This is a genomic window from Nostoc sp., from assembly GCF_036917275.1.
Classification (GTDB): Bacteria; Cyanobacteriota; Cyanobacteriia; order Cyanobacteriales; family Nostocaceae; genus Nostoc.
Genome location: NZ_JBALDF010000031.1, coordinates 16,281 through 42,332, shown reverse-complemented (window position 1 = coordinate 42,332; position 26,052 = coordinate 16,281). Strand labels below are relative to the sequence as shown.

22 protein-coding genes and 1 pseudogene are annotated in these 26,052 nt (G+C 42.5%); 7 read left to right on the top strand and 16 right to left on the bottom strand.

The window, feature by feature from the left end:
* Positions 1-615: 615 nt before the first annotated feature.
* On the top strand, positions 616-1,077 hold the full coding sequence (locus V7K35_RS11245) for a hypothetical protein (RefSeq protein ID WP_335078951.1): 462 nt from the start codon (positions 616-618) through the stop codon (positions 1,075-1,077).
* Between the two features lie 96 nt (positions 1,078-1,173).
* On the opposite strand, the gene V7K35_RS11240 is transcribed toward V7K35_RS11245, so the two are convergent.
* The 3 genes from V7K35_RS11240 to folK form a co-directional block, all read right to left on the bottom strand.
* Entirely contained in the window at positions 1,174-1,983 is an 810-nt protein-coding gene (locus V7K35_RS11240; protein WP_335078949.1) for a prohibitin family protein, read from the bottom strand.
* Positions 1,984-2,766: 783 nt separating this feature from the next.
* On the bottom strand, positions 2,767-3,315 hold the full coding sequence (locus tag V7K35_RS11235) for an NUDIX hydrolase (protein WP_335078947.1): 549 nt from the start codon (positions 3,313-3,315) through the stop codon (positions 2,767-2,769).
* A 68-nt stretch (positions 3,316-3,383) separates the two neighbouring features.
* Positions 3,384-3,899 (bottom strand): 2-amino-4-hydroxy-6-hydroxymethyldihydropteridine diphosphokinase, encoded by a 516-nt coding sequence (folK, locus tag V7K35_RS11230; RefSeq protein WP_335078944.1) that lies wholly within the window; start codon positions 3,897-3,899, stop codon positions 3,384-3,386.
* Between the two features lie 542 nt (positions 3,900-4,441).
* On the opposite strand from folK, the pseudogene V7K35_RS11225 reads away from it, so the two are divergent.
* The 4 genes and pseudogenes from V7K35_RS11225 to psb35 form a co-directional block, all read left to right on the top strand.
* Positions 4,442-4,681: pseudogene (locus V7K35_RS11225) on the top strand (group II intron maturase-specific domain-containing protein); the annotation flags it as partial.
* A 144-nt stretch (positions 4,682-4,825) separates the two neighbouring features.
* Positions 4,826-5,248, top strand: a complete 423-nt coding sequence (locus V7K35_RS11220) for an HNH endonuclease (protein ID WP_335078942.1) — start codon at positions 4,826-4,828, stop codon at positions 5,246-5,248.
* A gap of 421 nt (positions 5,249-5,669) precedes the next feature.
* Positions 5,670-7,931 (top strand): transglycosylase domain-containing protein, encoded by a 2,262-nt coding sequence (locus V7K35_RS11215; RefSeq protein WP_335078940.1) that lies wholly within the window; start codon positions 5,670-5,672, stop codon positions 7,929-7,931.
* A 161-nt stretch (positions 7,932-8,092) separates the two neighbouring features.
* Positions 8,093-8,320 (top strand): photosystem II assembly protein Psb35, encoded by a 228-nt coding sequence (gene psb35 / locus V7K35_RS11210; RefSeq protein ID WP_334797596.1) that lies wholly within the window; start codon positions 8,093-8,095, stop codon positions 8,318-8,320.
* A 134-nt stretch (positions 8,321-8,454) separates the two neighbouring features.
* On the opposite strand, the gene V7K35_RS11205 is transcribed toward psb35, so the two are convergent.
* From V7K35_RS11205 to V7K35_RS11175, 7 genes are all read right to left on the bottom strand, one after another.
* A complete protein-coding gene (locus V7K35_RS11205) occupies positions 8,455-8,877 on the bottom strand; it encodes a tellurite resistance TerB family protein (RefSeq protein ID WP_334797597.1) in 423 nt (140 codons plus the stop codon).
* A gap of 57 nt (positions 8,878-8,934) precedes the next feature.
* Positions 8,935-10,437, bottom strand: a complete 1,503-nt coding sequence (gene rsmB / locus V7K35_RS11200; RefSeq protein ID WP_335078938.1) for a 16S rRNA (cytosine(967)-C(5))-methyltransferase RsmB — start codon at positions 10,435-10,437, stop codon at positions 8,935-8,937.
* 87 nt (positions 10,438-10,524) lie between these two features.
* Positions 10,525-11,976, bottom strand: coding sequence for a glycoside hydrolase 100 family protein (locus tag V7K35_RS11195; RefSeq protein WP_335078936.1), 1,452 nt, complete (start codon positions 11,974-11,976; stop codon positions 10,525-10,527).
* A 532-nt stretch (positions 11,977-12,508) separates the two neighbouring features.
* On the bottom strand, positions 12,509-14,281 hold the full coding sequence (locus V7K35_RS11190) for a DnaJ domain-containing protein (RefSeq protein WP_335078934.1): 1,773 nt from the start codon (positions 14,279-14,281) through the stop codon (positions 12,509-12,511).
* Complete coding sequence (locus tag V7K35_RS11185) at positions 14,265-15,140, bottom strand: PspA/IM30 family protein (protein ID WP_335078932.1); 876 nt, start codon at positions 15,138-15,140, stop codon at positions 14,265-14,267. Before V7K35_RS11185 ends, V7K35_RS11190 begins: the two co-directional genes overlap by 17 nt.
* Positions 15,141-15,344: 204 nt before the next feature.
* Positions 15,345-15,599, bottom strand: coding sequence for a ParE family toxin-like protein (locus V7K35_RS11180; RefSeq protein WP_335078930.1), 255 nt, complete (start codon positions 15,597-15,599; stop codon positions 15,345-15,347).
* Positions 15,599-15,799, bottom strand: a complete 201-nt coding sequence (locus V7K35_RS11175; RefSeq protein ID WP_335078928.1) for a hypothetical protein — start codon at positions 15,797-15,799, stop codon at positions 15,599-15,601. The genes V7K35_RS11180 and V7K35_RS11175 overlap by 1 nt, the downstream gene beginning before the upstream one ends.
* A 182-nt stretch (positions 15,800-15,981) precedes the next feature.
* Here V7K35_RS11175 and V7K35_RS11170 point away from each other — a divergent pair, with 182 nt between their 5' ends.
* Together V7K35_RS11170 and V7K35_RS11165 are read left to right on the top strand one after the other, a co-directional pair.
* A complete protein-coding gene (locus V7K35_RS11170; protein ID WP_335078926.1) occupies positions 15,982-17,181 on the top strand; it encodes a Coenzyme F420 hydrogenase/dehydrogenase, beta subunit C-terminal domain in 1,200 nt (399 codons plus the stop codon).
* 271 nt (positions 17,182-17,452) lie between these two features.
* The gene (locus V7K35_RS11165) at positions 17,453-17,815 is read left to right on the top strand and encodes a hypothetical protein (RefSeq protein ID WP_335078924.1); all 363 of its coding nucleotides are present in this window, start codon (positions 17,453-17,455) and stop codon (positions 17,813-17,815) included.
* A 159-nt stretch (positions 17,816-17,974) separates the two neighbouring features.
* Here the strand turns inward: V7K35_RS11165 and V7K35_RS11160 are convergent, their stop codons facing one another.
* From V7K35_RS11160 to lepB, 6 genes are all read right to left on the bottom strand, one after another.
* On the bottom strand, positions 17,975-18,193 hold the full coding sequence (locus V7K35_RS11160) for a hypothetical protein (RefSeq protein WP_335078922.1): 219 nt from the start codon (positions 18,191-18,193) through the stop codon (positions 17,975-17,977).
* Between the two features lie 230 nt (positions 18,194-18,423).
* Positions 18,424-19,803, bottom strand: a complete 1,380-nt coding sequence (locus V7K35_RS11155; protein WP_335078920.1) for a glycerophosphodiester phosphodiesterase — start codon at positions 19,801-19,803, stop codon at positions 18,424-18,426.
* A gap of 180 nt (positions 19,804-19,983) precedes the next feature.
* Positions 19,984-21,717: a R3H domain-containing nucleic acid-binding protein gene (locus V7K35_RS11150; protein WP_335078918.1), complete on the bottom strand. Its 1,734-nt coding sequence runs from the start codon at positions 21,715-21,717 to the stop codon at positions 19,984-19,986.
* Positions 21,718-22,668: 951 nt separating this feature from the next.
* Positions 22,669-23,898 carry a circadian clock protein LdpA gene (ldpA, locus tag V7K35_RS11145; RefSeq protein WP_335078916.1) on the bottom strand — a complete coding sequence of 410 codons (1,230 nt, stop codon included), beginning with the start codon at positions 23,896-23,898 and terminating at the stop codon, positions 22,669-22,671.
* 127 nt (positions 23,899-24,025) lie between these two features.
* Complete coding sequence (locus V7K35_RS11140) at positions 24,026-24,811, bottom strand: MOSC domain-containing protein (RefSeq protein WP_335078953.1); 786 nt, start codon at positions 24,809-24,811, stop codon at positions 24,026-24,028.
* 298 nt (positions 24,812-25,109) lie between these two features.
* A complete protein-coding gene (gene lepB / locus V7K35_RS11135; protein WP_335078914.1) occupies positions 25,110-25,751 on the bottom strand; it encodes a signal peptidase I in 642 nt (213 codons plus the stop codon).
* Positions 25,752-26,052: the final 301 nt, after the last annotated feature.

Here is a 26,052-nt window from a genome sequence, read left to right as displayed (position 1 = left end):
AGGGATCTGAATGCAAGTTTGAATATCAAGGCGCGTGGGATGCACGCCCTAAAAGCTCAATTAATGTCCTCATAGAGGAGTCGTTGAGAAGCCTACACTTACTCGTCAGAGAAGTGTAGGTACGTCACCCCTACACAAGTTAGATACTCGACTTTCGCTACGGCTGGCTGTGACGCTCCTGCGGACGCTCGCTCCTCTCTACGAGACGCTGCGCGAACGCTAACGCTACGCTATCGCTGACGTGTCATATTTCAAAGCATCATTCATTCTTACCCTCACGATTCAATAAAAAGTGTTATTTTATACTTTATAAATTTGCTAGTTTGTAGCTTAATTACTATTTACAAAACTGATTTTGTCTTAAACTGTCATGAATGCTGAGGGACTAACCCAGATTCTCCAAGAAGCGATCGCACTCATCCGCCTTTGGTAGAAATCAGTTATTGTTAAGTTGTAGCTGAGTTAAACCTAAATTTTGCTTTTTACTATTTTGCTGAAACTATGCAGTGGTAAAACTTTCAGCATCAAAAAGCCAAAACGTTATCACTCCTATACTAGACTTTGATTTAATTTATATATTAAACTACACTAAGACGAGAGGAATAGTGGGTTTTTATGGAAAGCGTCCAAAACGTTAGTCAAGAGTTGAATGTAACAGGAGACACAACTCTGGAGGACTTGCAACAATCTACTCCACAAAAGTTCAAAAAAGACATTTTCAAAAAACTCAGAGGTGGATTTTTTCTCATACTGGGATATTTGTTATCACCACTATGTTGGTGGAATGACTTACTATTTAATCTGCCAATAGCTTATGCTTTTGGGTATGCATGTAGTTTACTTTCCCCAAAATTACTTCTACCTTGTTCAATTCTAGGGTACTGGCTCTCTAATATTGTGGGAATTCTCTTGATGCAATTCGGTTCTAAGGACATTTTTCAAAAAGAACCTCAAGAGCACAACCTCAAAAAAGAATTATTCACTGGTCTAATTTCTTCAACAGCTTATACCTTGTTGATTATACTATTGATCCAGTTGAAGATTCTCGATTCTCCCATTTTATTCTCCAACGGTTAATTTAGCTTATCACGTTTCTAAAAAGGAATCGTTTGTAGGGGTACACATCTGTGCGCCCCTATGTTTTATTTAGCAGATATTTCGTGAAAAAGAAGATCAATTTTCATCGAATTTTAAAATTTCACTTAAATTCAACAATTTTGGAGTTTCCTTACTTACAATTAATGGCAGCTTCCCATTCCATTTTTCTATTGCTTGCCTTTGCAGAATTTCTGGAGTTAAACCATCACGTAATAATCTGTGTGCCTCTGCCTCTCCTTTTGCTAAATTAACTTTTGCCTCAGCCTCTTTTGTTGCTTTCAGTGCGATAAACTCTGCTTGTTTTGCCTCTTGTTCAGCAATCTGCTTCGCCTCCACCGCTTCACCAAATCGTTCTGAAAAATGGACATGAACTAGAGAAATATCATCAACTCCAATGTGATAGCTACCCAGTCGTGTGGACAATGCATCATCTACTCCACCTTTGACTTCTCCTCGTTTAGTAATAATTTCTTCAGCAGTATACTTTGCCATTACTGCTTTTAGTACTTCTTCAACTGCTGGATTAATAATCCGAATGACTACATCTTGTTCATCTCCAATTTCCTGAAAAATGGCATTTGCTTCCTGGGGAATAATATGCCAATTGAGAGCGACATCGGTGAAAACATTTTGTAAATCTTTAGAAGAAGCCTCAGTCGAAATTTCCTGTTTTTGGACTCGAATACTTAATTTTTTCACAGTATTGACTACAGGAATAATTAAGTGAAGTCCTTCTGCTAATATTTGGTTTTGTACTTCGCCAAATTTCATCAATACGCCACGTTCTCCAGCATTTACAATCACACAAGGTGTGAGGAAGAGAGTTATCAGGAACAAAAGAGCAGTCAGTTTACCGGCACTGTTAAATGTTGTAATTTTTATCATTTGTGTGAAACATGTATGCGTCTTGCATAGAGGCACATATTTAGGAATTGTGGGCTTCTTCCCGTCATGCTCTTATAACTTTGGATCTAAGTCAATTTCTACGTAACTCTAGCCAAGATAACAAATAGCGCTTCTTGTTTGAATGAGGTACAACGTAAGGGCGTACAGCTAGCTGTACGCCCTTAAGAATTGCTGTACTTCACGCAATTGAAAACTGCTAAAACAGTATTACCAATAACTAGCAAGTCCTTGACTAAGCAATTAATCTGTTCAATGTACAGGCATATTAGGTAAGCTAGCCACGTATACTTCATTACCCAAACTTAGAGATAATCAAGATTAGAGTAGCTTTATGTTTACCTAAATTACTGTAATAATATCGGAAACATGTAGTATTTTAAAAGGTAAGTTCGCCCTTAATTGAGTGAAGCAGCAGGGCAAATCACACTGTTAATTATCAAAAAACGTACCCAGATGCTTCCCCAACGATAGAGAATATGATCATTAAGGAAATTTGGCAGGAAGCAATACGAGCAGCAACGGTATAGCTACCAGGGATAAGTCGAAAACGCGGATGTTCAACGTATTGACTCGAAATACATTGTCAACGATCATCTCCTCTGCATATTCAAAGCCTGCACCGTAGGCATCTGCGATTGCTAACTTTAGTAGTATATTGGTAAGCTAAAACACATCTAATTTGCATATTAAAATTTTCTCAATATCTTGTGGGGTGGGCAACTTGAGCGCCCTGATTATGCAACTTGAATGCCGATTAGCTTATTAAACTAAAAAGGGACGCGCCAGAAAAAAGCTAGAAACTGATTTAGCATCTATCTGCTCTCCTTCCAGAATAGCTTTCTCTAATTCTTCGGGAGTCAAAAACACAGTTTCGATATCCTCGTCTCCATCTTGTGGTGGTGGTGTCTCCAGCTTTTTTAAATCTCGCGCCAGAAATGCATAGATAATTTCATCAGAATAACCAGGCGCTAGGAAAAATTCGCCTAGTTTGTTCCATTTTTGGGCACTATAGCCAGTTTCTTCTTCTATTTCACGCTGTATCGTTTCTAGGGGATCTTCATTTGGTTCTATAGTTCCCGCCGGAAATTCTAATATCCGTCCCTGAATTGCAAAACGATACTGGCGCACGAGTACAAGTTTACCCTCTGGCGTCACTGGCACAGCTAGAGCGCCACCAGGGTGACGAATACATTCCCATTCTCCTTCGGCTTTATTAGGCAAACGCAAACGATTGACTTCAAAATCAAACTTGCGTCCTTTATAAAACAAGCGTTGTTTCAGCAGTTGTGGTAATTCTCTACCTAATGGCATAGTAAAATCTGATTATCTGTGAATACAGAGGTGAAATCAGCGTTCTTCTGTGTTTAAGGATGGTAATTTTAATTGTCCATCAATAAATGTACATCAGAACAGTCTACTTCTTTGAGCAGTTCTTTAATAACACACCCAGAAACTGGTTCTACCCAATCTGAGGCAATTTCTGCCAGTGGTACTAGCACAAAGGCCCGATCTCGCATTCGGGGATGGGGAATCTGGAGGTTTGGTGTATCCACAATCAAGTCATCATATAATAACAAATCCAAATCTAGGGTTCGTGGTCCCCAGCGTTCCTGACGCAGACGCCCAAATTGTTGTTCAATTCCTAACAAAGCTTCTAATAACTGCTGGGGCTGGATTTCTACTTGCAATGTGACGCAGCCATTTAAGTAATCTGGCTGCTGTGGCCCTACTGCTTTGGTTTGATACCAACTTGATCTGGCTTCTAAAAGAATACCTGGCGTTTGGACTAAAGTTTTGATAGCTGCTTCTAAAATCGCCTGTGAATCGCCGATATTACTACCAAGGGCAACAGCGCTTCGTCTGGACTTGGCGTAAGCATAGCCCAACTCAGGCATCACACTCTCCTGGAGTAAGCTGTTTTCAGGCTGTCTTTGCGAATATTCAAAAAATCTCAATAGTTTTTATATTTATAAAAATTATGATAATTGCAGTAGTTTTACAAAACTCAATCTAATATACATTATTCTATAGTGAGTTTTGTTAAATATTTTATTGATCAAGCGTAGCTATCTAGCCTCTCCCACTCGTCTTAACTAAAGCTCAATTGATAAACTTTCGGTCTTTTTTTTATTGATATGGTAGCTAATTTGCATTACCATTTACTGTAGCAGGAAAGGTAATCAACCTGTTTAAAAACCTGATTGCTGTTTAACATGGAGACGCCGCACCTTGACAATTAAATCTATGGGGTTCTACTTTGTTGTTCTAGTGGCTTGACAATTTTTGTTAAGAGTTAAAACCTGAAAAAACCAGGCTAACTCACACATTCCTATCGGAATTAAGCGAGGATGGTAAAGCCGGATTTGACTTTCTTGGTCATCACATCCAGCAATACCCAGCAGGGAAGTACCGCAGCAACAGAAATGGGCACAGAGAAATATTAGGTTTTAACACACTCATCACCCCATCCGCGAAGGCGAGTAAGGCTCATCAAGAGGAAATCGGGAAAAACATCACAAAACATAGGTCTTCACCCCAAACGGCACTAATAAAAGACCTCAACCCTGTCATAAGGGGGTGGACTTCTTTCTACAAAAACTCCGATGTCAAAAACGCTGGAGAATTATCGAAACAAGATTACCTCACATACCTGAAACTTCGACGATGGGCAAAACGCCGATGTGGAAACATAAATGATGGTCACATCAAATATTGGAGTTCTATCGGCAGCAATAACTGGGTATTCGCAACCAGGGAAGGGACAGCGAACCCCCTTCGGTTACTTAATCATAATGAGTTTGCTTGCAGTAGCACTGACTATGTGAAAGTTAAAGGCGATAAAAGCCCTTACGATGGCGACACAGTTTATTGGAGTTCAAGACTAGGGACACACCCCCAAATGCCCAATCGTAAGGCTAAGTTACTTAAGCAACAAAAGGGTAAATGTCCCTGGTGCGGTTTAAGCTTCCAAGGATGGGATGTAATTGAAATAGACCATAAAATCCCTAGAGCATTAGGCGGTAAGGACGAATGGAAAAACCTACAACTATTACATCGGCATTGTCATGACGAAAAGACCGTAATCGACCTAAAGGAAATAAGGAAGAAAGACCACTCAAAATTTCTAGAGAAACTATCTCAATTCTGGGAAAAGCTTGATTGGGAGTGGATAAATGATATTCCGTTTTTCAAAGGGTTTAAGGTCAGGAAGTCCGGAGTGACAAATGGACAACACACTGAGTAGCCGTGTGCGGTGAAAGTCGCAAGCACGGTTTCGGAAGGGAGGGGTGGAATAGTAATATTCCCCTCGACCCTAACCTTAGAGAGAGAACTACCTCTAGTGAGAGTAACGCAAGTTGCTCTAATTAAATGGACTCGTTGAACTAAGAATCTCCGTGGCTTGAGCCAGAAGAGTGTCAAAATATTACAAAGGTGGTGCTATTATAACCTTAAAGTTGATTGATAATAGTTAAGTAGTTACGACTTTAGATAGAGAAATAAACGTATAAAAGCTTACTTCGTGATTGATGCGAAAACCAACTAATTAGAGTGACTCTAATCGGGAGGAACCGCGATTACCGCTTGGTAATCATCATCAACACGAAGAATCGACAATTGAGATACTACCAGCACATCTGGCGCAGGCAAGGCAGTTACTGAGCAAAATGAAAATTTTACCATCTAGGATGAAGACCAATCAGGCAACTGGCGGTAAACCACTTTATCGTCGCTTATGGTTTTGGGCAGGCTTGGGTGTAGGTGGTGGGATAGTAGCTTTCATCTACGGCGTCAGTCTAATAGATCGCACTTTGCCAGATAAGGCCGAGCTAAACGCCGTGCTTAGAGAGCAAACACTGACCATTAAAGCTGCTGATGGAAGCATATTACAACAACAAGGTGAAGCCAGTAGAGAACAGCTAAAGCTAGAACAAATACCAGATAATTTAAAAAAAGCTTTCATCGCCTCAGAAGATAGAAGATTTAAGCAGCACAACGGATTTGATCCTCAAGGAATTGTGAGAGCAAGTTTGAATAATTTGCGATCGCAAGGTGTGGTAGAAGGTGGTAGCACCATCACCCAACAGCTAACGCGGATTCTCTTCCTGAAACAAGAACAGACAATCTGGCGCAAACTCAAGGAAGTGCGCCTCGCCCAAAAAATGGAGCAAGAATTAACCAAAGATCAGATTCTAGAGCGTTACTTGAATCTGGTTTATTTGGGAAATGGAGCTTATGGTGTAGCAGATGCAGCCTGGGTATACTTTAGTAAATCGCCAGATCAACTGTCACTCTCCGAAATGGCAACGATTGCTGGATTAGCTCCTGCTCCTAGCTTGTACGCCCCAAACAAGAATCCAGAAGCTGCAAAACGGCGGCGAGACTTGGTATTGCTACGGATGCAAGAGGATAAAATAATTACGCCAGAGCAAAGGCAGGCAGCAGTTCAGGAGCCACTAACCCTCAAAAGCAGTTCACCCAAGCGAGTGCAAGTAGAATCACCCTACTTTACCAGCTACATCCAAAAAGAATTGCCGAAGTACGTTTCTCCTAAAGTGCTAGCAAGTGGGGGTCTAGTAGTAGAAACTACGCTGAATCCGACTTGGCAGAAGGTAGCAGAAGAAGCAGTTGCCAAAACGCTGCGAAATCAAGGACGCTGGGAGAACTTTAAGCAAGGATCAATGGTTGCCATTGACCCCCGCAGCGGTGAAATTAAGGCAATGGTTGGCGGAAAAGACTTTGGTAAAAACCAGTTTAATCGGGTTACTCAGGCACAGCGGCAGCCAGGATCGACATTTAAAGGGTTTGTATATGCCACTGCGATCGCTAGCGGTAAAAGTCCCTACGATACCTATGAGGATGCACCCATTGTTATAGATGGCTATGAACCGAAAAATTTTGGTAAAAACTTCCACGGCTCAATGGACATGCTAGATGCTCTCACCCGCTCGATCAATATTATTGCGGTGAAGGTGCTGATTGATGTGGGATTTACGCCAACGATTAAACTTGCCCATGATATGGGGATAAAATCTGAACTCAAGCCCACCTATTCTTTGGCTCTTGGCTCCAACGAAGTGAATTTACTGGAATTGACCAGTGCTTACGGCAGTTTTGCCACCCAAGGATTGTATACAGAGCCTCATGGTATTACTCGCATTCTCAACCGCCAAAGCAAAGTAATCTGGTCAGCTAATTTCCCGTCTCAACGCGCCCTTGACGCTGACAGTGCCGCCATCATGACTTGGATGCTACGCAACGTTGTAGAAGCCGGGACTGGTGGTGCTGCTCAGTTAGATAATAGACCAGTTGCTGGCAAAACCGGCACCTCCGACGAAGCCCGTGATTTGTGGTTTATTGGCTACATTCCCCAGATGGTGACAGGGGTCTGGCTAGGTAACGATGACAACCACCCCACAGACGGCAGCAGTAGTAGCGCCGCTTATACTTGGCATGAATTTATGGAAAAAGCGGCAGAGGGGATGCCTGTAGAAAAATTTCCCAAACGACCCAAGTTAGAAGGTCGCAAAGGCACTATCAAAGCCCAGTCCATCAAACCCAAACAAGTGTTGAATCATTCTATTTCTGATGATGATGACTCAGAAAGGGAAAGTTCTACAAATTCTAATTCTGAAGATAGTGGTTCATCTAGAAGACGTAGAAATAGGAGGAGCTATTCTGAAGAAGAACAATCTAAGGATTATACCCCAAGACGGAGAAGGCGCGATCGCAGCCAAGAATCAAGTTCCAGTAACTCTTCCTCAGAATCATCTACTCCACGGCGGCGATCTAGAAAAGTAGAATCTGATTCTTCTCCCCCGTCTCAAAGAACTCGGCGATCGTTCTCTCCTGCAAATAGCTCAGGTTCTTCAGGTTCTTCACCCTCACAGCCATCTTGGCGGGATAAACTTAGACCGTCTCATGAATGAGGAATTGGGCATGGTGGAGTAAAAATATTGCTTTCCGTGTCCCTGCGTCGACATTTCTGTGCAATATCAAGTTGCTTAAACTTAACTACGGGGGGATGTTACGTGATACGCTCATTTGATAGTGTGTTAAGTACTGTTATTTAACCTTGGAGAATATACTCATGCATTTATTTATGCAGACAGCAGCACCAGGCATAGATGCTGCTCCTCATTTTCCCTTGGCTTTTACCTTGGTGTATGTCGTTGGTTTTATTGCTGCTGTAAGCATCGGTTCAATAGCTTGGTACAATTCAAAACGCCCCGCAGGTTGGGAAAGCAAAGAGCGTCCTGATTTTGTGCCTAAGGTTGATAAAGAAGAGACTCCGGGTCTGGGTGAACCGAAGCCATAAGCAGTAATGAGTGATGAGTGCTGAGTGCCGAGTGCTTAGTTGTGAGTGCCAAACTTAAAAATCATCTATCTACAGACGTAATTAATCGCCTCTTGTCAACTCCTAACTCCTAACTCATAACTCATAACTCTTTGTTAGTTTTGCACTTCAACCCAACGGCGGTAAAGCTTTTGAATTTGTTTTAGAAGTTTAGTCTGAACTGGTTGAGTTGAATCATGCGGTTTGGCTATATCTTGCAATTCAGTTAGGAGTCTGGCTTCTTCAACGGCGACTTCACCATCGCTATAAATTAAGCCACTGATGGCTTCAATCAAGTTTTCACAATCTTCAAGGCTGGGGCGATCGCCTAAATACTCCCGCACCCAGTCATAGCACTCTTTTGGTTGTACAGGAACTAATTCGTACAGCCAAGGCTTAATTTCTGGATCGTTAGCCAAACCCTTTGCTTGAGCTATTTCGCGCAGATATTGCCGTTCTTCTGGCTGGATTCTGCCATCGATCCAGGCTGCTCCAATCAGGATTTTAACTAAGTTTTTCACATTGGAATCGGTAACCATTGCTGCCTCCTCTGGTAGATTCAGGCCTCCACCAAATAGTACAATCCCAAACAGTATTCACTCGGAATTATTGGTTTTTCTTAAGCGCACCATAAAAAAGCCATCCATGTCCAGTCGATGGGGCCACACTTTAAACCAACCTTGAGGCGTGGTATGACCAGAATAAGGTAACTCAAGACCTCTGGGAGACTCAATTTGCCAATCAGGTGACTCAGCTAAAAATGTCGAAATCACTTGTTCATTTTCTGCTGGATGCAACGTACAGGTGGCATAAACTAGTACACCACCAGGCTTGACAAAAGTCGATGTATGTGTAATCAATTCTTTTTGCAGCACCGAAAGTTCTCGGACAGATTCTGGTATCTGTCGCCAACGAGCATCAGCATGACGGTGCATGGTTCCTAAGCCAGAACATGGAGCATCAAGTAATACGCGGTCTGCGGTGTTTTGAAATTGGGCAAAATGACGGCTATCACCAGTGTAAATTTGAATAGATTGTAAATTCAGCCGTTGAGAATTTTCTTGAAGTTTGCGAAGACGAGAAGGAGTGCGATCGCAAGCCCAAATTTTCCCTTTATCTCCCATTAATTCAGCGATGTGGGTTGTTTTACCTCCTGGTGCAGCACAGGCATCAATTACCACCTCACCTGGTTGGGGGTCGAGCAAATGACTTACCAATTGGGCACTACTATCTTGTACAGTCCACCAACCTTCTTTGAAGCCAGGTAGTTTTTGAATTGACCCAGCACTACCAATCAATCGTAAAGCTTGGGGTAAATGACGAACACGCCTCACTAAAATACCAACAGATTGCAAAGCCGCCTCAACTTCCTCGATTGAAGTGCGAAGCGGGTTGATACGCAAGTCAATTGTTGGTGATTGGTTCATCCATTCACACAGTTGTTCTGTCTCGCCAAAATCCAGTTGTTCTAACCAAACTTGAATAATCCAGTCAGGAAAGCTGTGTAAAATCCCCAAGCGTTCTACCTGACAATTCACCTCATCTGGAACGGAACCTAACCCCCCAACCCCCTTCCCTACAAGGGAAGGGGGAGAATTCAAAGCCTCTCCCCTTTTAGGGGAGAGGTTTGGAGAGAGGTTTTCCAGATCGGGTGAAAAGTCAAAGCGTTCCACTAGGTTCTCTGGAAGTTGTAACGGATCTCCCTTTATCTTTTCTGCAAGGCGGATGTACTGGCGTAATAGACCGTTAACAAAACCCGTGAGTCCAGAAAAACCGTTTTCTTTAGCTAGTTGGACGGTGGTATTAACAGCAGCTGAGGCGGGGATACGCTCTTGATAGCGCAGTTGGTAGAAACCCAGATGTAAGATAATCCGGAGGTCTTGTGGTTGTTGATGAGATTTCTTTTTGGCGAGTTGATCAATGAGAGTATCAAGAGTGCGCTGCCTTCTGACACTGCCATAAACTAATTCTGTTAGTAAGCGGCGATCGCAATCAGCTAAATTAACTTTTTGCAGCACTCTATCTAGGGCAACATCAGCATAAGCCCCCTTATGAACATCTCGCAAGGCAATAAAAGCTAGTTGACGGGGGTTTGTCATGGAAACATGAGTCAGGAGGCTTTTGTATTTTAACTCCCAACTCCTGTAGAGACGCGATTAATCGCGTCTCTACTCCTAACTTCCCTATCAAGTCATATATGGGTCTACAGTAGCGATTTCAAGCTCACATGCTCTAGAAACCTGTTCTGCTGGTAATTTCCCAAAGCTGATTAATGGTAAATATGTGGGGTTTGCCATCAGTTCTTTTGCTAATAAAAACCCAGTAATTGTCCAAGTTTGATATTTCCTAGCTTGTTTCCCAATCAGTCGCCCTTTCTTACCGTCGTAATACTCTGGCCATTCATCTGTACTGAGCCGTCCTTGGGCAGTTTCAATAGCCTTTTGTGCAAGACTTATTTTGTTAGTTTTCATAGCCGCAGCTGCCAACATCCACATTAAAACTGGCCAACTACCAGCATTATGATACGACCAGGGGATATTTTTTGGGTCACATCCAGTTACAATTCTATATTCTTCATGTTCCAAAGCTGGGAAACAAATTTTCATTGGCATATCTCCCACCAAATCTTCCCATCGTTCCTCGATGAGAGTCATAATTGCTTGTGATTGTTCTTCGGTGGCTAAGTCGGAAATAATTGCCATTAAGTTTCCCAGTGAAAAGAAGCGAGTATCTAACTGCGAGGGCCCAACATTACCTGCTAAATAACCACCTTTTTTTGATAACCACTTATCTAATTCATAATAGGGAACAGAATCTACATATATGTTGAACAGATTAACAGCACCCTTGCCATATTCTTCACTTTTGAAGTGATAAATTGCATTCAAACGATTAATATCTATCCAATAATGCTGGCGAATATGAGCACATAAAAGAGGCAACCGATTGTCAATGGCTTCAACAATATCAGAATTTCCTTGACAAATTAGCAGTTCACGAGATGCACGCAATGCCGTGTAAAAAAGAACTTGTAGTTCTAGAGGATGCCCATAAATGCCCATCCGACGGTCAATCATACAAGCACCATCTGGAACCAATAGCGTTGGGTACATATCAAAACGATTCGCCAAGCAGATTTCCATAATTAACCTGATACCATTTTGAAATTCAGGTTGATAGGCTAAAGAAAAATCTTCTGTGGCGACTACATAAGCACGTAATAAAATAATCCACCATAGGCAAGAATCTACAGGTGTAACTCTAGCGATCGCATGTTCACCAAAGTCTGCTTCTAAATATTCTTGCCCATTTTCTGATACAACTTTAAAGCTAGCTGGTATTAATCCTCGTCCCGGTTTATAGGCATCTAATGCCTTTTCTTTCGGCTGTAACTTTAAGGTTTCTTCTAAGAAATTACGAACAATATCTGTTCTACCTTTGATCAGAAAAATTAGACCGGCAGAGACAAAATCCCGAACAAAGCACTGATCATAATTAAGCGCCGCTACAGATTCATCATAAGCGGCTACCGTACCAACGGGGCGGCCTTGATAATAGAGAATTGATTTTTCTAGTGTTTGCCATGCTTGTTCCACTTCTTTTAAATTTTCAGTAGTTTCCAATTCGTTTAGGTGCATCGCCAGAATAACTCCATTTGGGTTGTGAATTTGTGGTAGATGCGTCTTCTTTTCTTATTTTTGCTATTCTCAGCATAACAAAAACGCTTCTTTGAATAGCAAATATAATTTATATAAAATTAATCAAATAACTATAAATAAATCTGCTGACATTTATGCAGCTTCATTGCTAGTAAATTTGCTTATAATCGATTACTCTTTTAATGAATTATAGTTGTTGTTATTCACTACAATCAGTAATATAATTATTAAAAATATTCACACAAAATATATTTTGAGATTATTTATTGTTCCGTTTCATGTCCGGAATTTTTGCTTTACTAAACAAAAATATATCTTCAGTGCTGTTTAGGATTTGTGTGAAGTGAAAACTGGTTGCAGTATATTTACTTGAGCAGGATTAGTTTTTGACACTAAGAGGTGAGATTATTCCCCTATAAACTAATAATTTATAACTTTTTGTCAGAATATGCAAGATGAATATTTGAAAAAGTTAAGATGTCAATAGTTCTGAAGAGTTATATATTTTACCCTACTGACATTTGTAAGCGTTTAACTGCTCCTGGAATTCTTTATAAGCTTGATTAATTCCTTGCATTAAAGCTTTTGCGATTGCACAACTGTTGACATCAGGATGATACTGTCTTGCCAATCGAAGGTAAGCAAGTTTAACAACATTGGCATTATCACTCTGATCTACACCCAAAACTTCCCACCATTCCCCAGATAATACGGAGTCGAGAGTAAATTTATCAAAGTTTTGGATTTGACTCCAAATCTTGATGCTTCCGCCATTACCGCCACTTACCAGCGTCTTGCCATCAGGACTGAAAGCAACGGCATTTCGTCCAGAAAGATTTTGTAGTAGTTCCCCAGTATGTAGGTTCCAAAGTTTGATAATACCGTCTTTGCTGCTACTGGCGAGAGTTTTTCCATCGGGGCTGATGGCAACAGACAAAACCGCCGCTGAGTGTCCAGTCAGAGTGGAGAGTAATTCTCCAGTTTGGAGATTCCACAGTTTTATTGTGGTGTCTGTGCTACCACTAATAAGAGTTTGACTGTTAAGACTAATAACAACTGTATTCACAGCTCCCAAATGTTCAGTAAGAATGTAGCGCTGTTGCCAAGTTTTTAAATCCCAAAGCCTAATAGTTTGATCAGCGCTACCACTTGCAAGGATTTTACCATCAGGACTAATGGTGACAGATAAAACTGCATCTGAGTGTCCATTCAAGGTGCGTTTTATTGTTCCCGTGTAACGTCCCCAAATTCTAATCGTCTTATCGGCAGCGCCACTGGCAAGAATTGCCCCATCAGGACTGTAGGTTACCGACTTAACAAAACCATTATGACTGTAGGGAGAACTTAAATAAAAGAATGTCCGGTGAAATTTTTTTGTGTCCATCTGCCAAGTGCTGATTTTGCGATCGACATTACCACTTGCAATTTGTTGTCCATCAGGGCTGATAGCAACAGATAAAACTGCCTCTGCTTGTCCAGAGAACGTGTAAAGCCATTTTCCTGTTTTCAAGTTCCACAAATAAACTTGTCTGTCATCACTGCCACTGCTCAAGGTAGTACCATCAGGACTGATAGCGATCGCATTAACTGCCCCTAAGTGACCCTTGAGTGTGCGTACACATCTCCAGCTTTCAGGTAGCTGGGTTGTCAGAGATATTCTTTCTGGTTCAATATTGGGAGTAGAAGGTTTAGGGGTAACAAATTTTGATTTTTTCTTTAATTTAGCTTTGAGCGCCTGTAACTCAGCTTCGACTTCCAAAGCAGCAAATTTTTGGTTGAAATCTTCACCAGATAAAAATGCTTCTAATTCTATCACTGCTTCTGAATAAGCATCCATCTGCAAAACTTTCTCTTCTATTCGCTCAAAAAGCTGTGCTGGAGTTTCGCTAATTTCAGATTCGTCTAACAGTTTGGCAATACCATAGGCGGCGAGTCCCACCACTGCACCAATTCCCGCCATCGGGACTGCACCAATCCCAAATGCCAGCCCTACTTTAGGCGCAACTAAACCCATACCACCGACGACGTTATAAACACCAGCACCGCCGACTGCACCAATTCCCATTGCACCAAAAGCAGCAGCATCTCCCTGTGCGATCGCATTAATCGCACCATAAGCAGCAGCACCAGCCACAGCGCCAGCAGCCACTACTGGAGTTGCACCAATGCCGACTGCACCAAATCCGCCTGCTAATCCCATTCCGCCTACCGTTGCGGAAACACCAGCACCTGCTAGGGTTCCACCTGCGATAAATGCTGCGCCTGTTTTAGAGTTTTGTGTCATTGCCTAATGTTTTCTTGAAATTTTCTAGAGTTATCAGATTTTGTCTGAGTAAAGCTACTGTTGCTTCCTGCTGCTGAAGCTGAGTTTGAAGAATAAATGCAATTTTGTTTTGAACTTTTTTCTTGAGTACAGCTTTAATAGCTAAATTATCATCATTATTTTTCAAAGCTATATGAGCCTTTCTATTCCAGAATTTAACTTCTTCTTGAGCTTTGTCATAATCTTTCTGGATACACTCTTTATTGTTAACAGCAGTGTTTACAGCTTCTTTTGTCTCGCAAATAGCCTCTGCTAATCTTGCTTTAGTATCCTTTTTATCTGTAGATTGACCTTGCAGTTTAACTTGTGGTGATATTTGTTCTTTGAGCCGTTTTAATTCCTCGTCGGTGTGTTCAAAGTTGAGCAAAATCTCCTTATGAAAATCATCGGGCTGTGAAACCACTTTTGAACTGGCTTCAATCTGTACAACTTTCTCTTCCATACGCTTGAAAACACCCATATAAATATTGGAATTAGGATTGCTGAGTAATACTTCATTCTGCGTTTCACAAATCTTGCTCTCCCAAGAAGCCAGGTTACGTTTAATGTTATCTACTTGTGGTGTTTGCTCCTCTACAAGGTTTTTCAGTCTGCCAGCTATTGCTTGGTAACGTTCCTTCTGGAATTGTGCATGACAAGCTAAATCCTCACGACCTTCTTTCAATGCAAGTTTATATCGTTGTACCCATTTATCAGCTTCAGTTTGAGCTTGCTCGTAATCTCGTTGAGCAATTTTTTGAGCTGCACTGGCGCTAGCTGTTGCTGCACGTAACTTTTTTAGAGCGTCCTGCGCTGAGTTAGTTTGGTCGTCGAGTCCCATGAGTTTATCTGAGTAGCCTTATTACCCAGAGCGTAGACTGATTAATACTGTTGCGTCTTCGTAAAAATTACTTAAGCCTTTAATTCTGCTTTTAATACTACGTCAGAAAAGTCTCAGTACAATATTTCATTACGGCAGGTAAGCTTGAACCCTCACCGATAACCTCTGTTCTGTCCGTACCAACGCAGTGTTGGGCTTCTATAACTACATATCAATAAGCTTGTTGTACTCTGCGTGAGTCCCGATCCAAAACCACAAAATACCATCCTTAACTTCTACACCCAATGCCCTATAGTTTCGCCCTGCCCGGACTGAGCAGTATTTACCAACCTTCTTGAAATGCAGTGATGGATGGGAGAGATCAGACTTGAGTAACTCGTAACACTGATCCGCTATTCGCTGAACCTCTTCAGGCAGAACATTGTAACGTTCCCAAAATCGACGAGTTGTGTAATGCATCAAATTGCTTGAGAGTTCCCCGCCTCAAACTCAGCGATCGCCTCCTGTGCAAAAGTTTCCAATTTGCCATCAGCAATGTCTTTCTCAAATTGTTCATCCCACCGTTGATAGTCTAAATCAGCAAACCATTCAAGGAGCTTATGATACTCGTTAGGTGACAGTTGGAGAATCGCGGACTCAATTTGCTCAAGCGTCAGCATAAGGATACATCACCTTTAATCTAAGCAAATTATAGCTTGCTCAACTAATGATCTTGAGGCAGTAAAACCAATCACTTCTGCTTATTGCGTCCATCCTCTTCTTGTTCAATCTCTATCGTGAAGTTCATAGCTAGTGAAGGTATTGTAATAAAAGCGATTCCTGGATAAAACAAAAAATTTATATGGCCTCAGTTAATTCTAGCAAGCATAAAAAAGCCAGAGCCTTAAAGCCTACCAGCCGCCGCCCTGCGAAAGAACTCTGTAGCGAGTGCGGACTATGCGATACATACTATATTCACTATGTCAAGGAAGCCTGCGCTTTTATTAATCAGCAAATAGGCGAACTTGAAGAAGAAACGCACACGCGATCGCGCCATCTCGATAATCCTGATGAACTCTACTTTGGTGTTCATCAAGACATGATAGCAGCGCGGAAACAACAGCCCATTGAAGGCGCACAATGGACGGGTATTGTTAGCAGCATTGCCATTGAAATGCTCAATCGCGGCATAGTTGAAGGTGTCGTCTGCGTGCAAAACACCAAAGAAGACCGCTTTCAACCCATGCCCGTCATTGCCCGGACTCCAGAAGAAATACTAGCAGCGCGGGTAAATAAACCAACACTTTCCCCGAACCTTTCAGTGTTGGAACAGATAGAAAAATCGGGGATGAAGCGGCTATTAGTAATTGGTGTTGGTTGCCAAATCCAGGCATTACGAGCCGTAGAAAAACAACTTGGCTTAGAAAAGCTGTATGTTTTGGGTACGCCGTGCGTAGATAATGTTAACCGCGCCGGACTGCAAAAATTCTTAGAAACCACCAGCCGATCGCCTGATACAGTTGTGCATTACGAATTTATGCAAGACTTCCGGGTTCACTTCAAACATGAGGATGGCTCATCAGAAACAGTGCCTTTCTTTGGCTTGAAAACAAACCAACTTAAAGATGTCTTTGCCCCTTCCTGTATGAGTTGCTTTGATTACGTCAACTCCCTAGCCGATTTAGTTGTTGGCTACATGGGCGCACCCTTCGGCTGGCAATGGATTGTAGTTAGAAATGACACTGGTAAGGAAATGCTAGATTTGGTGAAAGACCAGTTAGACACTCAACCAGTCATGTCTAAAGGCAACCGCAAGGAAGCTGTACAGCAAAGCATTCCCGCTTACGATAAAGGCGTTACCCTCCCGATGTGGGCAGCAAAACTAATGGGTGTAGTCATCGAAAAAATTGGCCCCAAGGGTTTAGAGTATGCGCGGTTTTCGATTGATTCTCACTTTACTCGGAATTATTTGTATGTAAAGCGAAATTATCCAGAGAAATTAGAAGCGCACGTTCCAGAGTTTGCCAAGCGTATTGTTGGGCAATATAAGTTACCAGAATAGAAAAGTACACAGAGAATCTGGTGACTGGGGCATGGGGTACTTGTACTGAGCTTGCTCTGAGCGTCTTACCCTGAGCAGAGTCGTACCTGCGGCATAGCTACGCCCTAAGCGCCAGCCTCTCTAAGAGTTGGGCGGCATCGTTGGCGCAGCCTGTCGTAGAGAAGTATTGGGCATTGGGTATTGGGTATGGGGCATTAGTTATTCTCCTTGTCTCCCTTATCTCCCCCTATGGTGTACACACAAGTATGACTAGCATAGGTTTCAATTCTAGTTGTTTCATAGGGTTCGTTATGGAGACGCCAAAATAACAAATGAGTACGCCGAAATAACAAATGAGTTCGCCGAAATAACAAATGCGTACGCCGAAATAACAAATGAGTACGCCGAAATAACAAATGAGTACGCCGAAATAACAAATGAGTACGCCGAGATAACAAATGAGTTCGCCGAAATAACAAATGAGTACGCCAAAATAACAAATGCGTACGCCGAAATAACAAATGCGTACGCCGAAATAACAAATGAGTACGCCGAAATAACAAATGCGTACGCCAAAATAACAAATGAGTTCGCCGAAATAACAAATGCGTTGGCTAGCAAGAACCGGAGGCATCGCCAGATTGCAACAATTTAGCTTTGACGCAGGAGGTAACGCACCCTTTTTAAGACACGAGACGCTCTTGCGTTCGGGTGACGCTCCTTTCTTACAAAGTGACGCTCCTGCGTCCTTCGCTTTAGCGTCTCCGAAGGAGAAAAGGCTGCGCTAACAGCTAGTCGTCTGCTCCGGGAAACCCTACCAAGAGCGCTGCTGAACCTTCTGCGTTGTCCCGATGCTCAATAAGCGAGTAATTTCATCAATGATCACCTTGTTGAGCCAAATGGCGATCGTTGGGCTTGAACCACCCAGTAATGTCAAAATTGCCACGTAGCGTAGCTCCTTTGGAACTACCTGCATTACCGTTGCCACACTGCGGCGAAATGCTTGAGATGGAGAAATTTCAATTATTTGCATATGGCTTGAAGTAGCAAATAATAACAAAATTCTCAGAGGTTGTTTGAAAAGTCTAAAAGTATACTAAAAACCTCGCTTCCATTCCTCTCTCCGAAAGGTCAAGAAGCTTTGAAACCCCCATTCCTTTGTAAGGAATGGGGGTAGAAGGGTTATGTTTGGGAGCTTTTGGTGTTAGCAATAATACTTTTCAAACATCATCTCAGTCATTTGCTATCGCTGAGGTGTAAACATTACTGTGGACTAGTTGATTTTTGGAAGTTTCCATATTCTAATTCCTTGAGGTTCACGGGACGATGTATCGCTTCTTGCTTGGCAACATATCCAAAATTAGCAAAGTCAGTAAAATAGCCATCTATTCCTAACTTAATGAACTGTTCAAACTCACGAAGTGGTTGCCCGTGGTAGTCAGGGGACAGAAAATATGAATCGCTGCGGAAGGTGTAAGGATGGAGTAGCAAGCCAGCATTATGAGCATCACTAACTAAAGAAGTTGGCTTTCCGAGGAACTTATCAGCATCACTGATCTGCCCATCTCCATTAATATCAATCGGTTGACCTTGCTTATTCAATCGTGCAGAGGCAGGCACAATTAGCCGTTTATCAGGACCAATTCCTGTTGCGTAAGTTTTAACTTGGGTCAACCCTTTAGGAGTGATCAGATCAGCGTAGGTTTGAGGAACCTTGTGGTAAATAAAGTCATAAGGAGCGCCACTGCTATCAATTAACTGAATCAGAGGAATATCGACTCCAGCAGCTGGCATGATCTTGTTTTTTAATTCTTTAAGATTAGAGACTTCAAAAGATTGAATAAAAATGCGATCGCGATTGGTGTAGCCGTTCGCAACCAACTGATTAATCAGAAGTTGTGAAGTATTGACATGGATCGGAGTGCCATCTAAATATTTACCAGCTTCAGCAAAATATGTCGGGTGCTTGGTTTCGGGATAGATACCAATTTTCCGACCAGTTTTTGCTTCGCTACGTTTGGCAAGGTTGATAACTTCATCAAAAGTAGGGATTTGGAACACACCATTATACTGAGTATTCTGAGGACGAATCTTGGGGAGGCGCTCGATTGCCCGCAGTTTCTTAATCTCAGCTAAAGTAAAGTCTTCTGCAAACCAACCTGTAACACGATTCCCATCAAGGACTTTAGTTGTTAAACGTTTAGCAAATTCGGAAACATCGGCAACGTTTGTTGTGGCTTCTTGGATAGTAGGTTTCCCATAAGCATCGTAAACAATCTTGCCATTGTTATCTGTTTTCACTGTTGCCAATAGAGGTTCGTGGCGAACAATCAGGACTCCATCTTTGGTTACTACCAAATCAGGTTCAATGTAGTCTGCACCAAATTCGATTCCTAAGTTGTGAGAACCAATCAGATCACGCCCAAAATTTCCCACCGTATGTTCTGGACGATAACCAGTTCCACCGCCGCGATGACCGATTACTATCGGAGGCTGTCCATGTAGAGTATTTAGCTTGGGAAGGTTTGGGTTGTGGCTGTACAAGTCAATAGCGTGAACGAAATTGATACTACCTAGAATTACTGAAACTGATAATGCTAGAAAAAAGCAGAGAAATAATACATAACCTTTGAGCCGAAGCATATTTTCAAACCTCGCAAATCTATAACTTTATAGTTTGAGAGTTTGAGGTTAAAGCAAGGTTTATAGGAGTTTAAACTCTGCAATCGGCTGTCTTCTGGGGGATAAGTCCTATTTTCTGATTCCCCTCTCCGCTATGCCTAACGGCAGGCTGACGCCAACGGAGAGGGGCTGGGGATGAGGTTATGCCGGATAAATCCGCAATCTTCTATTTGGTTCTTCGCCAAAACTATGCGACTTGAGGCGATAATGTTCTACCAACTCATGTTGCATTTTGCGGACTTGGGGAGAACGCGGCAATAACTCGACTGGCTGTCCTTTAGGAATCACGATTTGCTCAACAGCAAGTCTGGCTTCTTCAAGAGCGTCCATCTCATCATCGCTACCACTGTGCAAAAACAGTTGCAGTTCGCGGTCATCGGCCATTTCTGGGTCATCCATGTTCAGCAATCGCCGCAAACCACGGGTAATTTGGGGAATGGTGCTGGACTTAATCACGTGGATGGGTACATGACGGGCTTTAGCCATTTGGCGTAATTTGGCGTGGTTTTTGACGTGCGATCGCAGTGCTAAAATTGCATCAGCACTATCTATATCTTTTGTCAATACCACGGGCAAAATTAGCACGCTGATTACCTGTTCTAGTTGGTGGCGGCTGACGCCATAGGGGTAAACATGCAGTGGCAAATCTTCACCATTAGGGCCTGGCTGTCTGGTAGCAGCACCTAAATCAATGCTCTCCGAATAATTGAAGGATTCATCCAGCAAACGGTCAAACTCACTGCGTCCAGTCACCCGCTCTACTGGCAATTGCGGCAGTGCTACCATTTGTCCAGATGAACGCCAGCCATTAGACGGTCGCGCCGGTGCGAAAGATTCCTCCACTGTCGCTAGCTGTCCACCGCGACCGTTGACAACGGCTAACTGCCTTGTAACCCCAACTTTGCCGTGGTCATCAACAGTTCTCGTTTGTGGAGTAGGCTGACGCCCCCGCAGCAGATTATCTACTGTGTCAGCAACACTTTCATGTACTGTCCAGCGTTGCCGTTCCAACATTTCCACAGCAATCTCGAAGGTAGGAGGCGCTTTCCGCTCCAAAACAGTCTTTTGAGAACCCCGGCGTCTGGCTTCGTCGTCTCCCAGTGTCACAGCTTGGATACCCCCAACTAAATCAGCAAGGGTGGGGTTTTTAATCAGATTTTCTATCTGATTCCCGTGGGCAGTACCTACCAACTGTACACCCCGTTCAGCAATGGTACGAGCCGCTAAAGCTTCCAGTTCCGTGCCAATTTCATCAATAATAATGACTTCTGGCATATGGTTTTCCACTGCCTCAATCATCACCTGATGCTGTTGTTCTGGATGAGCCACTTGCATCCGCCTAGCGCGACCAATGGCGGGGTGGGCAACATCACCATCCCCAGCTATTTCGTTAGAGGTGTCAATAATCACCACTCGCTTATCCAGTTCATCCGCCAAAACACGGGCAATTTCCCGTAAGGCAGTAGTTTTGCCCACGCCTGGACGCCCCAGCATGAGAATCGATTTCCCAGTTTCTACCAAATCGCGGATCATGCCAATGGTTCCGAATACCGCCCGACCAACGCGACAGGTCAAGCCAATAATCTTACCCGTGCGATTGCGGATGGCGCTGATCCGATGCAAAGTTTGCTCAATTCCTGCCCGATTATCTCCGCCAAAGATTCCGACTCGTTGAGTGCAATCATCTATCTGTTCTTGAGTAACGGGTACTTCGCTCAGATACTCAGCTTGATTGGGAAAGCGAGCCTCTGGGCGACGACCCAAATCCAAAACCACTTCTACTAAACTATCTCGTTTGGGATGACTCTCTAGTACTTGTTGCAAATCCTGGGGCAAAATGTCTAATAACTTTTGGAGATCGTCTGTAATCGTCATGCTTTATATGGTGACGGAAACAACAGCAAATGAATACTTTCAGCCTTTAACTGTTCTCAAGCGCTCACTTCATGCTCAAACTCCCTACCTTGACTATACGAGTATCAATTATTAGTAGAACTCGATACTCAGTGTTTATGCTTAACAAATGCTCACTCTCTCAACCTATCGGGGAATGAGGGACAAAAGCATACTTCTATTTTATATCTTTAAAGTTGTTGAAGTAATAGTCTAAGAACTTTCACTACGTGGAACCTACAAAAAAACCCCAACCTTTTTAGGGTCGAAAACTAGGTGCGTTATGGTTGTAAACTGATTTACTGATTTAGCAGTCTGATAGCTATCTCAAGCTGCATTTTAGCCTTGTACAGGTTGAGTAAGTTCTCTTGATCCTATCTGTCTCGGTAATTCATAGCCTTGCCTTCCATCGTCAATTTAATCAGCGCTGCTTGTTGAGCAGTCGGTGAGTTGATCTCATCTATTACACCCTCAAGGAATTGGATGACCCTAAAACCTGGGGACTTTCACCCTTTTCCTTGCGTTGACTGTGCTGTTGCTATTTGAGGAATACCATCGAGGAAACAATGTAGGATGTTTTGTATCCTGCATTCTCAGTACGACTAGATACCGGCTCGACGGCACAAGTCGCGTAATTCAGTAATGGTTTTGATTTCGAGTTCTCAACTGTAAATATAGAGTTACCCATTTGTAAAAGTCTTATCGGTGGTGAACCATTTACCAGATGCAGGATACCACCGATTTAAAACTCTAATCCAATGGTTTTATTAGCATCAAGCGTTATTTACATCTCTCAAGAATGCCGAATCTCAAAGGTAATCCTCAGAATTTTGAACCAGCGCAACCAAAAGGCGAAGAACCGTTAACTGACCAATTAAGTTTCAGATTTGCGTGCAAGAGAACCCGTTCTGGGTAATTGTCCTGAGCAATAAATTAACGCTCCTGCTGTAACTTGATTTGGGAAACGAGAGAATGGGCAAGTTCTACAGCTTGCCAAAGTAATCCGTCATCTTCTTCTAGGCGAACAGTCGCCTTAATATTCGTGTTACTTACTTCCTTATTCTCTAATTGATCGAGAATCGGTGACAGCAGTACACGGGCGTAGCTACCGTAGGCGACGCCGGCAATTTTGGATTTTGGACTTTTCTGCGGAACGCTACGCGTAGCTTGCTTCCCCGTAGGGATACGGCGTGAGCGCTCAGTCGAACGATTTTGGATTTCAGATTGGGGATTAGCCTCTTCTAATCCAAAATCTAAAATCGGCAATCTAAAATCGTTTAGCAGTCCCATTGCCTTTAACTTAGCAACGGTATAGCTATTAGTGCCGCCTGCTAACTGCACATATCCCGGTAATTTAGCTGCCAAAACTTTTTGCCCTAATTTCACCGCGGCTATTGTAGTGCCATCGCCAATATCGCCGCTCATGGGGCGACCGTCGGTTTGCCATATTAAAGCACTCTTGAGTGGGGCAATCAGGTCATATATTGCTTTTAGGTAGTCAGTCATCCCATCGCCATCAGGACAGCTGATAGCTAGTAGCTTTAATTGGTCGGCCCACGGTGAAATTGCTTGCCACAATCGCTGAAATTCTGCCAACCGCCCTACTTGTGTATGGATTTCTACGGCATCTACTCCCGTTGACATTATCAATGGCGCGATCGCTCCCGGCGTTGTCACATATGAAGAGGTATAGATTATACCATATGGACAAACTGGTATGCAACGACCGCAGCCATAGCACTTTTCGGATACTACTCCCGAAAAGTCTTCTTTTTTATTGTTGAATATGATTGCTTGTGCCGGACAAATCCGTTCACAGGGTCTAGGGCAATCTGTAGGACACTCTGTAGGATTAAATTCTGCTTTCCGAAAATGGGGGTCTTCTCCATCGTTCAGGCTGACCATCAAAAAGGGTGAATTGCCTTTGTAGTCAAATCCTCGCTTTTGGGCATCTCTAGCAAGAGTTCTGGCTACAAGTAGCGCTGCTTGCGCCGCTGCAATTACCGCTGGATCAGCTGCAACATCTATACAGTCAGCGCCCGCCAAAGTATAGGCTAACGTTAAATTTCTGACTGCCGACAAATGCTGGAAGCTGGCTCCGCAGATCAGCTTGAACCAGTCACCTTGTTTGAGAGATTGTAAAGGGGCGAATATATCGGTCACACTTACTTGATTTTCCAGTTTCAAAAGCTCTCAACTTGTACAAAAATCTATATTTAACTACAACAATTTTAAAATTTTCATGCAAAAAAATTTACTTTGTATTTTTTATTTTAAATAAATGTTAATTTTATTGTGGAAGTATGTTTACATGATCGCCGATTTGTAAAATTTTTCCGGCTGACGATGGAGGTAATTGGGTATTGACACTCAATCTGTAAAAGTGATTAAAAGGCGATGAAGCAACCCAATCTGGCAAGGTTGCTTGCCGCTGGTTCGCAAATATTTTTTGAAAGTTTGGGTAAGCTTCACCTAAGTAAGAATCGCGTGTTGGGACTATACAACGCTGACACGGCTTAACCCCAAAAAAGTGGACATCTCCCACTTGAAAGGAAAATAAATCACCTTGTTCACTAAATAGCTGATCTTCCCAAAATGCTGGTACACCATCAATCTCAATGTTGGCACGCATCCGACGACGCATTTCATCTACACTTAAACCGGGAAACCAAGAAGCTACCTTTGCCAACGTTGCTGTACTAATTACCGTTGAACCTGGTGCAGATGTATCGTCAGGAAAGCCCATTAAAGAGTTTTGCCTGAATGTGACAGCAAACCCAAAAAAATCGCTCAAAGTTGCTTCTAGCGCTTGCCGTTCGTCATCTAGATGAAAAATTTGTTGTGAGTCGCCGCCTGGGATTTGTAGCGAGATAGTTCTATTGAAGAGTGCAAATTGCGCCCTTAGTAAATGGATTTTAGCATGACGCTTGGCATTGACAAATTTACCCTGTTCGTCAAAAATGGCAAACTCACGGTCATACTGTAGTGCGCCACTGGCAAGAACTCCAGCGTTCTCAACTTCAACACCATCCAGTGACTTAACTGGATACACTAAAATCTTGGCTAGGTAAGGCATCATAGCAATTTTGGATTTTAGATTTTCCGAAAAGTTGCGCGGGTTAAGAGCGTTGTAACAAGTCCCTCCGTAGCCAACTTTTCAAGACAAATTTTAGATTAAAGATTGGTGATTTAGCAGTTACCAATCTAAAATTCTTTTGTTACTTATCCACATTAGGAATAAGAATTAAATAACATACAATTTATGTCCCTGACTTACCTCACCCTCAATCCCTCTCCGATATATTGGAGAGGGAAGCAAGATAGAGGATGAAGTTTTGCATTTTATTTAATCCACATTCCTTAGTAATATTAATTTATGGATATAGTGGCGATTTATCTATTCCTCCAACATGATTTAGAGGCCAGAAGCGAACTACAGCCCGTCCAATAATATTCTGGCGGGGGACAACACCCCAGCAGCGACCATCATAACTATTGGTACGATTGTCACCTAATACTAAGTATGAATCGGTTGGTATAGTCTGGGGTTTCGCCAAAAAAGGTGGCTGTGGCCCTGATTGGCAAACATCAATTACTGTACTCTGCCCAGAACTGAGGTAATTGGCTTCTGAGAGGGGTTTGTTGTTGATATAGACTTTGCCATCTCTAAGTTGTACTTTTTCTCCAGGTAAGCCAATCACCCGTTTAATAAAAGCATCCTGGTATTGTTCCTTTTGTAGTTCTTTAGTCGGTGAAAATACTACAATATCTCCCCTCTGCGGGTCAGCAAATTTATATTTCAACTTATCGACAATGATTTTGTCTGCCTCCCACTGGTTTGGCGTACCATGCAGAGTCGGTTCCATCGATCCAGAAGGAATCCAGCGTGCTTCAGCAACAAATGTACGAATTCCCAGAGCTAGAACAATGCTCAATACAATTGTTCTACCTAGCTCTGCGATCCAAGAATTATCAGGTTGTTGACTAGAATTGTTATCAGGCACTTGATTTTGCATGAAATTACTTAACTGAACGAAAGATGTAGGTAATTAACTCGCCTAGTGAGACTTTATTTGTTAATCTTAACGGGAAAACTTTAATTTCCTAGTCATGTTCGCATCTTGACTACCAATTTTAGATTGTGGATTTGAGATTTGGGATTGGGGGTGTTTCTTACGGGTCATGCCTCGCCTTTGATGGGTGAAACCAATGTAAAATCCCCAAACGGCATCCCTTCTAGGGTACGATCAATAACAAAATCCTAAATCTAAAATCCAAAATTGATTAACGGGCTTCTTCGTAAATTAAAAATAAACT